Origin of the sequence: Legionella quateirensis, from assembly GCF_001467955.1 — a bacterium.
Lineage (GTDB): Bacteria > Pseudomonadota > Gammaproteobacteria > Legionellales > Legionellaceae > Legionella > Legionella quateirensis.
Window position 1 is genome coordinate 33,007 of record NZ_LNYR01000034.1, and the last position, 12,483, is coordinate 45,489.

Genomic DNA, 12,483 nt, shown 5'->3' on the forward strand with positions numbered 1-12,483 from the left:
TGCATGTGGCACTGTGCCTGCATTTGGAGATCCTTCACTGCGTTCAGGATGACGAAATTCTCGGAATTGAACACATCACGTCATCCCGAATGTAATGAGGGATCTCCTGCATGTGGCACTGTGCTTGCATTTGGAGATCCTTTACTGCGTTCAGCATGATGAAATTCTCGGAATTGAACACATCACGTCATCCCGAATGCAATGAGGGATCTCTTGAATGTGGCACTGTGCAAGCTCATGTATGCGGCAAAAAAAAAAGCAGGCATCAAAGCCAAGAAGATGGCGCAGTTGTTTATTGATAAAGCATTGGGTAGTCTGAGTAGTTGAAGCTGCATTGTGCACATCGCTTATCATGCCCAATCAATCGAATGGGCGTAGTAATTAGGCCAAAATTTTTCTCATAAAATGGCAATCTCTATCATCAACCCATTTTGAGATAGTGCCAACACATTCAAACCCTAATTTTTCATAAAAAGGACGTGCTTGGAAATCAAAAGTATCCAATTGAATATAAAGACATCCTTTCATTTTACTAAACTGTTCGAGTTTAAAAAATAATTTCTTACCTAAACCCTGATTGCGAAAATGTTCATGCACCCAGAATAAATCAACACGCGCATATTTTCCTTTATAAAAACCTGTTAAGCCTGCTATGACGTCGGATCTGGAATCTATTATGTATATATTAAATGGTTGTGAAGGCTTTGAACCGAAATAAGGGGAATTAAAGTCAATTATTCCTTTTTTAATGACATTATAAACAGCAGAGTTTTCTGTTTCATCCACAAAGATTTTTTCATTTGCAACATTATCCATAGTCTTTACCCTCTAATATATGTTTACAGAACCGCAGTCTATTGTGATTTCGTTATTAGCCACTGGAAGAATAAAGGCAATGAGAAGGTGGCAGCAGACCCTAACTCAACATAATAAATTTTCTTTTGATAAAAGAAAATAAATTCTGAAAATTGGGTGTTTGAGCAGGATAAGAATTTTATATTGTTTTTGGAATGTTGAAATTTCCAAGTGTACTAAATACAAAGAATTAGTATCGATAAGTTCAACTGCCTTATTTTGTTAAAGGCAGATTCAAACTACTTCAATTTCAACAGGAGCAAGGCCTTTTATACCGAGTTTTTTAGCGGCACCATAGGATAAATCAATTATCCTGTTCGATAAAAAAGGACCTCGATCATTTATTCGAACCACAATCGACTTGCCATTATTCAGGTTTTTAACTCGTACCCGGGTAGCAATTGGGAGTGTTGGATGAGCAGCCGTCATCCCATACATGTTGTAGCGCTCTCCGGTCGATGTTTTTTTATTCCGACCATTTGACCCATACCAGGAAGCCACTCCTTTTGCTTTATAATGTTTGGCTGATTTCATCACATGATATGTTTTCCCTTTGATTACATAGTGACCGGGACTATTAGCTTGCTGATGCGTACAAGCAACCAGTAACAAGGGGAGTAAAACGGTAATGAGTCGGTAAATATTCAAAAAAATCGCATGATAGTTCATATAGTTATCTTCTACTTCCACTACAGATATTTAAAATATACGTAATTAATAAATCACGAGAAACAAGGTCATTTCTTGCTAAGAAAATCGTCAATAAGTAACACCTTTTTATCATTTGCCTTCATCATTGTTTTATTGATTATCTCTGTTTTTGGATGAAGTTGTACCAACAAATTGTGCTGTATAACTCGCTTATTATATCACAACAAGGATAACTCTATACCCCCCGGGCTTTTCATGTGGGGATGCACCCGGCTAACTTGGTTTTAGTGTGTTTCAACCAGAGGCGAAACGTTATTCAGATCACACACTAAATAGGAATAATACCTTGGTAAATACCAACCTAGTTTTTGGAGTAGGGCTTGTGTTTTGCTGGGTTCTAATTGATTCTTGTCTATCGAAAAGACTAACTCATGCTGATCGGTTTCTGGCAGATAAAGAAGTTTGACTTTGGCTTCTTTGAGGCCGTAATGTTGCATGATTGCTTCAAGTAATTCTATTGAGGCAGTGGGCAAGATCTGCTTTGGTACGTCGCTGATGAGGATATCCATCCCTTCTCGAATAATAGAAACCTGTGGTTTATTTGTATTGAACACGTGATCTTCTGGTTCAGAAAAAGTCCGATAAAGATGAAAACCAAGGATGTCGCCATAACTGAGATCGATAGCTTGTTTTGGATTGCGTGCCTCAATGGCTATGCCAACTCCTTCATTGATTAAGAAGGTATCGATGAGCTCAGGAATAGTATAGATTGTTATGTTACTTCGATCTTCAACTATGCTAGTAAGCTCAAGATTATAATAGGTGAGGCCCGCTGGATTAAAGATGATCTCAGGTTCACCACTAGTGAAGACAGCATAGGGCAGGCAATTTGTTAGACAATGATACCAAGCAGCGCGTCTGTTTGCATGTTCGATCTCTAGCAGTGCTCTTAGTTCTTGGGTGGCTGTAACAGAAGTCGAAGTATTCATAAAGTATGTATTTATTTATAAAAATACATTGTATCAAAATAGCACAACAAATAATATTAAATGTCCCAAAAGCATGTAATTTTTCGGAGGGGCAGCAAGCGTAGAGCCTGTTTTGAATTACTTGGGGGAGCGGTGGAAGTACCTCTAACCATGGGCTATACTGTTCATACTGTTAACGAAACTGAGGCTCATCATGCAACAAAAAACTCCAATAGAATTAATAAAAATTAAAAAAATTGTTGCAGAGATCCACGAGTTTCCAGCTAAGATTGATTCTACAGAGCAGGCTAACAATGCACGAAAGGTACTGAAACAATACGCGTTATTATCTGAAAAAATTGAGAGGAACGTATTAATCACTATTGCACAACAAACAGATCTTGCAAAAATTCGTACAGAAGAGTTCAAAGCTATAAGACGTTCATTAAAAGAAAAAGCAAATTTAATTCTGCATGCAAAAGACAGCAATAAGGTTCAAAGTGAACAACGTGCAAAAAAATCCGTAAAAACATCAGCTCCCAAAAAAACCTCAAAAGCTACTGAAGTAACGGCGGCAAAAGAAACAAAACCCCAAAAAACCGTGAAAAAATCGTCATCTTAACCTAAAAATCCACTGCTTATTGTGTTAAAACTTAATAATCAGGCGAATTATTAGATGAAATTGTAGGATAGGGGGCAAGTCCTTTGATAAAGTGATGGACTACTTCTGTATCAGGAAAATTCTTTCTAGCCCGGGATCTGAATTTAATTCAGCCACAAGGTTTAGCTCTTCTTTTGTTAACAAGCTCAGAAGTGTGCGTTGGGTTTCGATTTTTAGCAGCAGAGTATAGTTCCCAGCGAAATGAGTTATTGAGTCAAAGATTCAATTATGATGATTGCTGACGTGATAGTATAATCCAACTCATCTATGTATAAAAAATGTGATGTAAAAAATGCAATTCACGGACAGAGACTGGTTTTTGGAAGAGTTACCTGAACACGTTGATTATAGTTGGTTGTTAAGGTTAATGAAGGTTTGGGTAGAGACAGAAGCTTTGCCTTTTAAGATGGGTGTTTTAGCGACAGTAGATGAAAAAGGGTTTCCAATAAGCCGTACAGTCGCAATCCGAGAAATAAACGAACAGGGATTGCTTTTTTTTACCCAGCTGGGTAGCGCAAAAGTGACACATTTTTTAGTTAATCCCTATGTTTCTTTTACTTTTATGTTACCGAATACACAAAGACAAGTTACTGTCTTGGGTAGAATTAACCCACTTGGCGAAAGCGAAAATATTAAAAACTGGGAGACTTATGAGCTAGAGCGAAGGTTGCGTTTTTTAGTCTATGGCACAAAGTCCGGACAGGCGATAAAAAAACAACAGGAGTTAGATGACGAGTTAGTTGCTCTAAGGGAGCAATATAAAAAGACTCTCCCAGAAAGACCTCGAGAGTATGTTGGTTATACGATTGTTCCTGAAGAGATAAAATTTTATCAATTAAATGAACATCGGTTGTCGGACTCAATAACTGCAAAACGTACTGATGAAACCTGGATTTTACGGCGATTTGTTCCTTAATCAGTATACTTGGATATAAGTACGTGCAAGAGAGTGTAATGTCCCTAAACCCCATGAGATTGAGATATAGCCTATTATTGAATTAAGATGGGTGTTATTTAGTCATATTAAGGTTAAATAATGGAAAATCATTCAGGTATTATGAACTGGGCAACCGCTAGTTTGAACTCTAAAGGTTATTCTTTAGTAGGACAGCCTGAAATGATTCAAGAGACACCCTGGTCTAATGTGATTCGTTTGCCTACTTTACAATGTGATGTTTTTTTAAAGCAACCTGCGCCATTACTTGCTAATGAGGCTCGTGTTATCCAATTTTTGGCCCATCAATTTAATTCAAATGTGCCCTGCATCATTGCTGATAACGATGAATTACACTGCTTCCTCATGAAAGATGCCGGAATTTCACTACGTAAATACCTCAATGAAGAGAATAAGCCAGACTTACTGTGTCAAGCAATCAAGCAATTCACTGCTTTTCAACGATCCACCGAAGGCTCTATCCAACCCTTTCTTAAGCTAGGAATTCCTGATTGGCGATTAAATCAATTGCCTGGTCTATATTGGGAGATAATCAATGACAAAGATTTTTTAAAAGAGGATGGAGTGACAGAATCAGAGTTGGAACAGTTGAATTATTTATATCCACTTGTAATAGAGCAAATTAAGGCCTTATCCCAATTTGGGATTTGTGAGACCTTGGTTCAGCCAGATTTCAACACAAACAATATATTAATTGATCCTGACACACAGAAATTCACCCTGATTGACTTGGGTGAATTGGCCATTTCCCACCCATTTTTCTCCTTACACAATTTCCTATATACCGCTACTGTCCATCATGAGGTAAAAGAACAGGATTTAATATGGCATCAAATGTTAGAGGCATGCCTTGAAAATTGGTCAGACTTGTGGCCAAAAGCTAAATTATTAGAAGGATATTTGTTATCCAAAACGTTGTGGCCTATATATTCTGTGTGCGTTAATTATCATTTCATGCATTGCGTGGATCTTCAGGCTTTAAATTCCTGGTATGTAGATAAACCTAATCGATTAGCCAGTACTTTTAGGCATTACATTAATTCAATGCATTGCTCCAAACTCCTATGATTTGGGTGTGGTACTTTATTGCACTTCGGGCTATCCTTTAATGCTCATTATTTAGCACCTCTTTTTTTGCAGACTATTTCAACAGCTCAATGCTATATCTATCACATTCTTTATTAATTACCTATACGAAAAGTGCATACCCTATACAGCATCGGCCTCTTTATCTTCAGATTTGTTTAATACTCTCTTTGTAAGATTGTCCATTCGAGTTTCTCTGATTCGTCCTAAAGATCCAGAGTGTATTGAAAAAACTCATGCAACATCGCAACTTAAATTATAGGAATTATATTATGCCAACCCTTTATGAAGTCCTTGGAGTCGAACCTTCAAGTACGTTTCAGGAACTTAAAAAAGCCTATTATAGAAAGGCCATTATACTGCATCCGGATAAAAATAAAGACGAAGATACAACAGAACGCTTTAAAGCGTTACAAAATGCTTGGGCTCACATTGACAGTCCAGATAAAGCCCAAAAATATTATGATGCTTATGAGCGGTATCCGTCTGATAAGAAACCGGATTTTAATGAGGATATTGTCAAGGAGAATTTTGCAGATTTTGACTGGAATGATCGGTCATCCAGTTATTCATCCAGTCCAGGGCCTTCATTCTCAGCGCCTAGGCGAGACACTCCTGTTTTTGAAGAGCCAACCGAAGGCTTGCGTGTTTACCGTGATGATGTTGCCGATCTCTTCATTCCAGTACCACTACCCAAGCAATTCGTAGACACACTGTCGCCGGAAACCTTTCAAAACCCAGCGCTGTTTTCTAGGGTAGCAGATCTGTTGAATGAACATTTTATGAATAGTGGTGCCCAGGTTGGAGTATCCGAAAAAGAAGCTTTGGATATTATCAATCAGCATAGCCAAAGGAGTGCTCATATTATCGTTCGAGTACATGTACATTTCAGAGATATGATGGATGACAGAATTAGCGAAAAGAACATGAATGATTATCGTCTTAATGCAAAAAGAGGCAAATATCTCTATGTTTTTAAAGGCACACAATTTGTCGAGGACAGTATTTTTTCAATAAAACCTGTCACTATTGGGGATTACACAGATACTTTAAGAGATCAAGACTCAATTTGGAGTATAATGCTGCATTGGCCGGAATTGTATGTTCATCCCCTATCTGATGCTAAAGATATCTTTACAATTCCACTTACATCTCAAGCTGGTCTTATAACCCGACAAAATCGTTTGGAACTCGATGGAGCAAAAGTCGTAGACTTAATTGCCGCTCAGGATGATAAGGTACGTTTAGTCAGTTCAGTACATGAAACCAGTGACTCAGGGACACAATTAAAACAAGGTACTACAGAAGAAATAATCTTGGAACAGAGTAGTATTTTGGAGCAATTTAATGAGGAGAGTGTAAAGGAACAATCAGAGCTTGTACCTGTTGAACAACCTCTAGAATCCATTTATAAGGAATTGCAAATAGAAAGCCAGGTTCATAGTGTTTCAGAGGCCAGGATTAATGAAGTCGAGGAAGAATTAAATCACCAAAGGCATGTAAAACAAACGCCATTAATTCAAAGTGAGCATGAGGATTTAAAAATACTTCAAGGCAATGAAGATGCCTCTGCTATTGCAACGATTGATTCACTTATTAAAATTTCTAAAGAATATCTATATCATTTGAATCAATCTCATGACAAGAGTAGGTTATTGCATCTAAAAAAATCTGCAATATGCGATCTGATCCTCTGCCTGAAAGATAATGAGAAGTTACCTAAGGAACGATTGGTCGCATTTCATAACACCTTAGAAGGAACTAAGGAAACAATTAAAGAGCATCGAGATCCCTTATGGCAACGATTTATGAGAGATAGTATTCGATTTCTATCTTTAGTTTTTAGCGGCGTCGGATTCTTTCGAATGGCTACCGGTCAATCACCACAATTCTTTAAACCAAGCCACGGTGAGGAGTTTATAGAGGATGTGTCTAAGAAAATGAGTAATACCTTCTTCACCAATTAATTATTCCACTTAATAGTACTTAGCTTCTCCCAATGTTCGGAGGAGCTAAAATATCATCAGCACGTTCTCGGCACCTTAATAATGTATGATTTAATAGATAAAATAATGATGTATCTATAGATTTAGATCGGGCTGGCTGGAGATCCCAATAGAACACGAGTTCAGGCGGGGTAAAAAAATGTTGCTTCATGCTTGTTATAAAATAAATTCAAAATACGCGAGTTCGTGAGTTCCTGAAATTGTTTTATCGATGCCAAATCGGATTTTCCTTGGAGTTTAATAGTAAAAATCAATTGTTTTGCTTTGCCAGATTCTATCCATTTCTTGATGAGGGCATAAGCGCGATCAGGATAGCAAGCTACGTCCGATAACACCCAATCATAACTGTGTTCTATAGTCCGAGGATCTAAAGCAAAAGCGCTCTGTTGTAAAAAATGAACTCCAGGAAGTTTCGCTATTTTTTCATCCAGTTTCGCTTTATCAACCGCAGTAACGGTTGCGCCCAGAGATTGCATGACGTATGTCCAGCCCCCAGGTGATGCGCCAAGATCTAAAACTGTATCACCTGGTTGGGGATATTTTCCCAGCAGAAACAATGCTTCCCATAATTTTAAATAGGCGCGGTTGGGTGGATTAACTTTATCTTCTATGAAGAAACATTGCCCCTGTGGCCATTTCTTTAATCGTTGAGCACTATAAATCAGGGTATTGTGATCCAGAAGACAAAAGGCACCAATTGTAGGCAGTTCAATATCTCTGGCGAAATGGCGAGTAATGGAAGGGCATTTGCGGAGTTGTTCTTCAATTAAACGGGATCTTCTGATGTGATTCACCGGGTGTAAATACCAGAATTTTCCAGCTTGACGAAGTATTTTAACCGCCTCTGAAATGGATTGAAATGATGCAATTACGGGTTCAAGCCAAATATCTTGTGCAAAACAAACATCGAGTTTTTTGTGGGGAGAAAAGACTAAATCTTCAACTGATTCCGTTAGCCCTCCTAGCTCGACACAAAGTTCAGTACGAAATTCAGGTTTGGTAACGTATACGGCAGCAAGATTTTTCAAAGTTTCCATAGGATTTGTCTAATTTAATAATAAAACCCGAGAGGGGATTTTTAATACAGCTATAAATCAGTACTTACTAAAAAGTCCTCACAACGTAGGAGCTGAGCGATTTTCGTAAGTCCTGTAAATAATAGAAACAGATTAAGTATACACAATACGGGTGCAGTAAGTAATCATTTGATTCTAATTAATAATGGAATATTATGAATGGTGACAGGGATGGTTTGTGTTGTTTTGATCAAATTGATTTTTATATTATCACTTTGATTTTTAATTGGTGATTTATGCCGTCTTCTCAGATTATTGGAACTTCAGAACAGGTCGCGCAACTGGCTTGTGACTATTCGCGATCCTACATTTTGATGGGCAGTACCCAGCTTGTTAATAATTCTTATCTTGCAATTCAAAAATATTCCCTGAACAGAGCCATATTTGATTTGAGATACGCGTGCAGGGAGTCCCGGTTATATGCGTTGGAAATAGATAAAGCAATCAAGCGATTTTACGATACCATTGAACTCTGTAAAAAATATTCATTAGGCAATTGTTATGAACTGGCTTTAATGGCTTTAGATTATGTAGTTCATTTCGCGCCTCAGGTTGAAGCGGAAGTGTACACTATCACTGGAGGGGATCATGCACTTTTAGTGATCGGAAAGGAGAAAAACAGTCATCCTAATAAGCCAGAAACATGGGGTAATAACGCATATATTTGTGATCCCTGGGCTAATGAGATCTATCCAGCCTTACACTATAAATCCAGGACTAAAAATTTTTATCGTACTGTAGACAGTCAATCGGGTACTTATATTAATCACATACAGAATTTTAATCCGCTGAGACACTCCTTGTCGCCTATGAAGGATGCGAATACTCATCATATCCGGCAAACACAATCGGAAGATCATCTTAAAAAAATTGTTAAATTCTTTGAGGAAAAAAACACGTATATTCTTAATGCAATGAATTTTCTTGAAGGAAGGTTAACGGCAATAGCAAACCGATTAATTGAGAAATATGGAAAGGACAACGAAAAAAGTAGGGTAATTAGCAAAGTAATGGAGCAATTGAACAATTCAGCAGCCGCTATCAGGGAAAGTATCAACAAACATTATAATCTCGGTGATTACAGAAATTTACGGGATACATTAGAGAATTCTTTAAAACAGAATGTGAACGTGTACGCTCAGGCCATTAAAATAAGCCAGAAAGAAAATGAAGCTTTATCTCAATATCATAATAAAAACGCGTTCAGTACCTTGATACTCCAATTTTTTAATATTCCTCCCACTACAGCACGATTAACCAAAGAGGCTTTACACACAGCAACAGATGAAGTTCAACGAATTTTGCATGAGGAACGTAGTACCTGGTCAATTAAATAAGGTCACAGAGTGCTTTGGATTAAAATGGAAGTCGCTAATTAATAGTGCTAAAGGAGAGATTATGTTAGGAGTAGCAATCGTTCTATTTTTGATAGCAGCTGTTTTTGGGATTGTGCTTATAATAGCAGTATTACAAGATAAGCCTGTTTTACTTTCTGCATTGTTTTTGCATGGGACTTTTGCTGCAATAGCGCTGTTGATTTTGTTCTGTTATCTGCTTGTATCAGGGATATCTGGATTATTTATTACCAGTTTAGGAATACTCACTGTTGCGGCACTGCTGGGAGCTAGTCTGGTGTTTATCGATATTAAAAATAAAACAGTGCTAAAACTGGTAGCAGTTTTACACCCATTTATTGCTATTGCGGGTTTAATTATGTTGATTATCGATGTTTTGCCTTAACTGCGCTGGATAGATAACATAAGCAAATTCATTTTGAAACTCCGTTTCAATTGAGGACCATAAAGAATCCTCCAAAGCAGGTTGAGCTTTGGGGATTTCAAGAAGAACGAAGAGGCATAATTGCTGAGTTGTTTGGATGCAGCAGACCTTAAAACCGGTTTTTTTTATACTTTAGAGGCCTGTATTGCTCGCTTATCCTGGGTTTTATCGGTGCTTTTCTTGGATTCATTAAACAGTAAAGAGCTATGGATGCTAAATACGGTAATCCAAATAAAATGAGCAGATGTTTTATTGTGCCGGAAAGTGCTATATCCAAAGGGATGCTGAGAGCAAGACTGAATTGAACAATTCGGTTTTTGATAAAATCAGGGATGAACAGTTGTATCATATTTTTTTTATCCATTACTTATTTAGTCAAGACTTACGATTCAACTTCCCAAGTTAAGATGATGGGACTTTTCGTAAGTCCTGTTCGTGTTAAAAAATCAGTAAAGTCTGTTTAATCATGTACACGATTAATTGCAGACCCATTTGTTCTCTGCGATGATGGAGTAGACTTCATTGTCACCTATAACTATATGGTCCAGTAATCGAACGTCTACCAATTCAAGCGCATCGCGAATGCGTTCGGTAACTTCCAGATCCTGGTGACTTGCATCTGAAACTCCAGAAGGATGGTTGTGAGCAAGAATTAAAGCCGCTGCGTTAAGTTGAAGAACCCGCTCTATAATTGGCCGTGTATGTACTGTTGCAGAATTAATTGTCCCTGAAAATAATTCCTCATAGGCTATAATTCGGTGTTGATTATCAAGGTATAGGGCAGCAAAAGTTTCATTTTTATAATCCCGTAACCTTTTTTTCAAATAGGCATAGGTCTGTTTGCTGTTGGTAATCTGAGAGTCTTTTTGTAAATGGATAAAGTCACTACGCCGGCAGATTTCCTTTACTGCCTGTAATTGCAGGTAGCGGACTTCTCCCAGGCCGGGAATCTGCTTGAAGTTCTGGGCAGTGGCATTCAGTATTGCCCGTAAATCACCAAGATGCTTTATCAGATCATAGGCTAATTGCAAACATGATTTTTTTCTGCTTCCGGAACTGATAAATACTGCTAATAACTCAGTATCAGAGAGGCTTTGAACGCCGTAATTAAGTAATTTTTCACGCAGATCGAACCGCGGTGTTGATTGGACAACCGTCATTTTGTATTCCTTTTATATTCCTTTATTGCGAAGTTTATGCTTTGATCGGTGGTATTCTTATAAAAAATGGTCAGTCATGCAAGATTTTATTGATAAAAAAATCCTTCTGGGGGTTTGTGGCGGTGTTGCTGCTTATAAGTCAGCCTATCTGGTAAGAGAGTTAACTCGACTTGGAGCCGATGTCAAAGTGGTAATGACTCAGTCCGCTCAGCAATTTATCAGCCCTTTATTGATGCAGGCTTTATCCAGTAATGAGGTACGTACCGATTTATTTGATATGCAATCAGAACATGCTATGGGGCATATCGAATTGGCGCGATGGGCTGATTTTTTGTTAATTGTGCCGGCCTCCGCAAATTGTCTTGCTAAAATGGCTCAAGGCATTGCAGATGATTTATTATCTACTTTGTACCTGGTAGCTGAAACGCCAGTAATCGTTTGCCCAGCCATGAACCGCAGTATGTGGGCTCATCCAGCAACCCAGGCAAATTGCGAACTTTTGAAAGAGCGTGGCGTACTTTTTGTTGGACCCGAAGAGGGGTCTCAAGCCTGTGGTGAACATGGATTGGGACGGGTCAGTGAAGCTGAACAGGTCATTAGTGCTTTGCGTTTGTATGAGGTTCATCAGCTGCTGGCTGGAAAAAATGTGTTGATCACCGCTGGACCCACTCGAGAGGCGATTGATCCAGTACGCTATTTAAGTAATTACAGTTCTGGAAAAATGGGCTTTGCTTTAGCTGAGGCGGCTGCCATGGCTGGAGCACAAGTAACACTGATCAGTGGGCCTAGTACTCTATCCGCTTCGGCAGGAGTAGAACTGGTTCGGGTAGAGTCAGCGCAATCCATGTTGGATGAGGTAATGAATCGTTTACAGCAAGGAACTCTATTTATAGGAGCGGCAGCTGTTGCTGATTATAAAATGGTGACTCCTTCAGTAGAGAAAATGAAAAAAAATAATCATGAAGAATTAACACTTAATTTAGTCAAAAATACCGATATTCTCAGTACGGTTTCTGCTAGCGGTAAAGCCGGTTATGTCGTAGGCTTCGCCGCTGAAACGACTGACCTGATTGAGTATGCCAAAGAGAAATTAAAGCAAAAAAAACTGAATATGATTATCGCGAATCAGGTGGGGAAAGGTATGGGTTTTGAGAGTGATGACAATCAAGTCACTGTAATTACAAAAAATAACCAAATTGAACTCGACTTGGCCAACAAAACGCGACTGGCCGGACAAATTATTGCAATCCTTGCAGCAACTCTGCAAAATGACTCCCATTGAACTT

The 12,483-nt window shown here is 38.3% G+C and carries 13 protein-coding genes; 7 read left to right on the forward strand and 6 right to left on the reverse strand.

Translation table 11 applies throughout. The features are described from left to right. Positions 1 to 381: 381 nt before the first annotated feature. From Lqua_RS11605 to Lqua_RS11615, 3 genes are all read right to left on the reverse strand, one after another. Positions 382 to 816, reverse strand: a complete 435-nt coding sequence (locus Lqua_RS11605; RefSeq protein ID WP_058474452.1) for a GNAT family N-acetyltransferase — start codon at positions 814 to 816, stop codon at positions 382 to 384. Positions 817 to 1,089: 273 nt separating this feature from the next. Continuing rightward, complete coding sequence (locus tag Lqua_RS11610) at positions 1,090 to 1,524, reverse strand: septal ring lytic transglycosylase RlpA family protein (protein WP_058474453.1); 435 nt, start codon at positions 1,522 to 1,524, stop codon at positions 1,090 to 1,092. Positions 1,525 to 1,790: 266 nt separating this feature from the next. Next, positions 1,791 to 2,495, reverse strand: a complete 705-nt coding sequence (locus Lqua_RS11615; protein ID WP_058474454.1) for a hypothetical protein — start codon at positions 2,493 to 2,495, stop codon at positions 1,791 to 1,793. A gap of 193 nt (positions 2,496 to 2,688) precedes the next feature. On the opposite strand from Lqua_RS11615, the gene Lqua_RS11620 reads away from it, so the two are divergent. The 4 genes from Lqua_RS11620 (at position 2,689) to Lqua_RS11635 (ending at position 7,143) form a co-directional block, all read left to right on the forward strand. Continuing rightward, positions 2,689 to 3,096: a hypothetical protein gene (locus Lqua_RS11620; RefSeq protein WP_058474455.1), complete on the forward strand. Its 408-nt coding sequence runs from the start codon at positions 2,689 to 2,691 to the stop codon at positions 3,094 to 3,096. Positions 3,097 to 3,427: 331 nt separating this feature from the next. Then, positions 3,428 to 4,051 carry a pyridoxamine 5'-phosphate oxidase family protein gene (locus Lqua_RS11625; protein WP_058474456.1) on the forward strand — a complete coding sequence of 208 codons (624 nt, stop codon included), beginning with the start codon at positions 3,428 to 3,430 and terminating at the stop codon, positions 4,049 to 4,051. Positions 4,052 to 4,171: 120 nt separating this feature from the next. After that, on the forward strand, positions 4,172 to 5,158 hold the full coding sequence (locus Lqua_RS11630; protein WP_058474457.1) for a phosphotransferase: 987 nt from the start codon (positions 4,172 to 4,174) through the stop codon (positions 5,156 to 5,158). Positions 5,159 to 5,448: 290 nt separating this feature from the next. After that, a complete protein-coding gene (locus Lqua_RS11635; RefSeq protein WP_058474458.1) occupies positions 5,449 to 7,143 on the forward strand; it encodes a J domain-containing protein in 1,695 nt (564 codons plus the stop codon). 161 nt (positions 7,144 to 7,304) lie between these two features. Here Lqua_RS11635 and Lqua_RS11640 read toward each other — a convergent pair whose 3' ends face one another. Beyond that, positions 7,305 to 8,219, reverse strand: a complete 915-nt coding sequence (locus Lqua_RS11640) for an SAM-dependent methyltransferase (protein ID WP_058474459.1) — start codon at positions 8,217 to 8,219, stop codon at positions 7,305 to 7,307. A 275-nt stretch (positions 8,220 to 8,494) separates the two neighbouring features. Here Lqua_RS11640 and Lqua_RS11645 point away from each other — a divergent pair, with 275 nt between their 5' ends. Continuing rightward, positions 8,495 to 9,595 carry a hypothetical protein gene (locus tag Lqua_RS11645; RefSeq protein WP_058474460.1) on the forward strand — a complete coding sequence of 367 codons (1,101 nt, stop codon included), beginning with the start codon at positions 8,495 to 8,497 and terminating at the stop codon, positions 9,593 to 9,595. A 61-nt stretch (positions 9,596 to 9,656) separates the two neighbouring features. Beyond that, positions 9,657 to 9,998 (forward strand): hypothetical protein, encoded by a 342-nt coding sequence (locus Lqua_RS11650; RefSeq protein WP_058474461.1) that lies wholly within the window; start codon positions 9,657 to 9,659, stop codon positions 9,996 to 9,998. A gap of 148 nt (positions 9,999 to 10,146) precedes the next feature. Here Lqua_RS11650 and Lqua_RS11655 read toward each other — a convergent pair whose 3' ends face one another. Together Lqua_RS11655 and radC are read right to left on the reverse strand one after the other, a co-directional pair. Continuing rightward, on the reverse strand, positions 10,147 to 10,386 hold the full coding sequence (locus Lqua_RS11655; RefSeq protein ID WP_058474462.1) for a hypothetical protein: 240 nt from the start codon (positions 10,384 to 10,386) through the stop codon (positions 10,147 to 10,149). 127 nt (positions 10,387 to 10,513) lie between these two features. Continuing rightward, positions 10,514 to 11,197 carry a RadC family protein gene (gene radC, locus Lqua_RS11660; protein WP_058474463.1) on the reverse strand — a complete coding sequence of 228 codons (684 nt, stop codon included), beginning with the start codon at positions 11,195 to 11,197 and terminating at the stop codon, positions 10,514 to 10,516. A gap of 76 nt (positions 11,198 to 11,273) precedes the next feature. On the opposite strand from radC, the gene coaBC reads away from it, so the two are divergent. After that, the gene (gene coaBC / locus Lqua_RS11665) at positions 11,274 to 12,479 is read left to right on the forward strand and encodes a bifunctional phosphopantothenoylcysteine decarboxylase/phosphopantothenate--cysteine ligase CoaBC (RefSeq protein ID WP_058474464.1); all 1,206 of its coding nucleotides are present in this window, start codon (positions 11,274 to 11,276) and stop codon (positions 12,477 to 12,479) included. Positions 12,480 to 12,483 lie beyond the last annotated feature (4 nt).

Excerpts from the sequence above, each read along its gene's own strand:
- Lqua_RS11605 (WP_058474452.1), bottom strand. The coding sequence starts at position 816 with ATGGATAATGTTGCAAATGAAAAAATCTTTGTGGATGAAACAGAAAAC.
- Lqua_RS11610 (WP_058474453.1), bottom strand. The coding sequence starts at position 1,524 with ATGAACTATCATGCGATTTTTTTGAATATTTACCGACTCATTACCGTT.
- Lqua_RS11615 (WP_058474454.1), bottom strand. The coding sequence starts at position 2,495 with ATGAATACTTCGACTTCTGTTACAGCCACCCAAGAACTAAGAGCACTG.
- Lqua_RS11620 (WP_058474455.1), top strand. The coding sequence starts at position 2,689 with ATGCAACAAAAAACTCCAATAGAATTAATAAAAATTAAAAAAATTGTT.
- Lqua_RS11625 (WP_058474456.1), top strand. The coding sequence starts at position 3,428 with ATGCAATTCACGGACAGAGACTGGTTTTTGGAAGAGTTACCTGAACAC.
- Lqua_RS11630 (WP_058474457.1), top strand. The coding sequence starts at position 4,172 with ATGGAAAATCATTCAGGTATTATGAACTGGGCAACCGCTAGTTTGAAC.
- Lqua_RS11635 (WP_058474458.1), top strand. The coding sequence starts at position 5,449 with ATGCCAACCCTTTATGAAGTCCTTGGAGTCGAACCTTCAAGTACGTTT.
- Lqua_RS11640 (WP_058474459.1), bottom strand. The coding sequence starts at position 8,219 with ATGGAAACTTTGAAAAATCTTGCTGCCGTATACGTTACCAAACCTGAA.
- Lqua_RS11645 (WP_058474460.1), top strand. The coding sequence starts at position 8,495 with ATGCCGTCTTCTCAGATTATTGGAACTTCAGAACAGGTCGCGCAACTG.
- Lqua_RS11650 (WP_058474461.1), top strand. The coding sequence starts at position 9,657 with ATGTTAGGAGTAGCAATCGTTCTATTTTTGATAGCAGCTGTTTTTGGG.
- Lqua_RS11655 (WP_058474462.1), bottom strand. The coding sequence starts at position 10,386 with ATGATACAACTGTTCATCCCTGATTTTATCAAAAACCGAATTGTTCAA.
- radC (WP_058474463.1), bottom strand. The coding sequence starts at position 11,197 with ATGACGGTTGTCCAATCAACACCGCGGTTCGATCTGCGTGAAAAATTA.
- coaBC (WP_058474464.1), top strand. The coding sequence starts at position 11,274 with ATGCAAGATTTTATTGATAAAAAAATCCTTCTGGGGGTTTGTGGCGGT.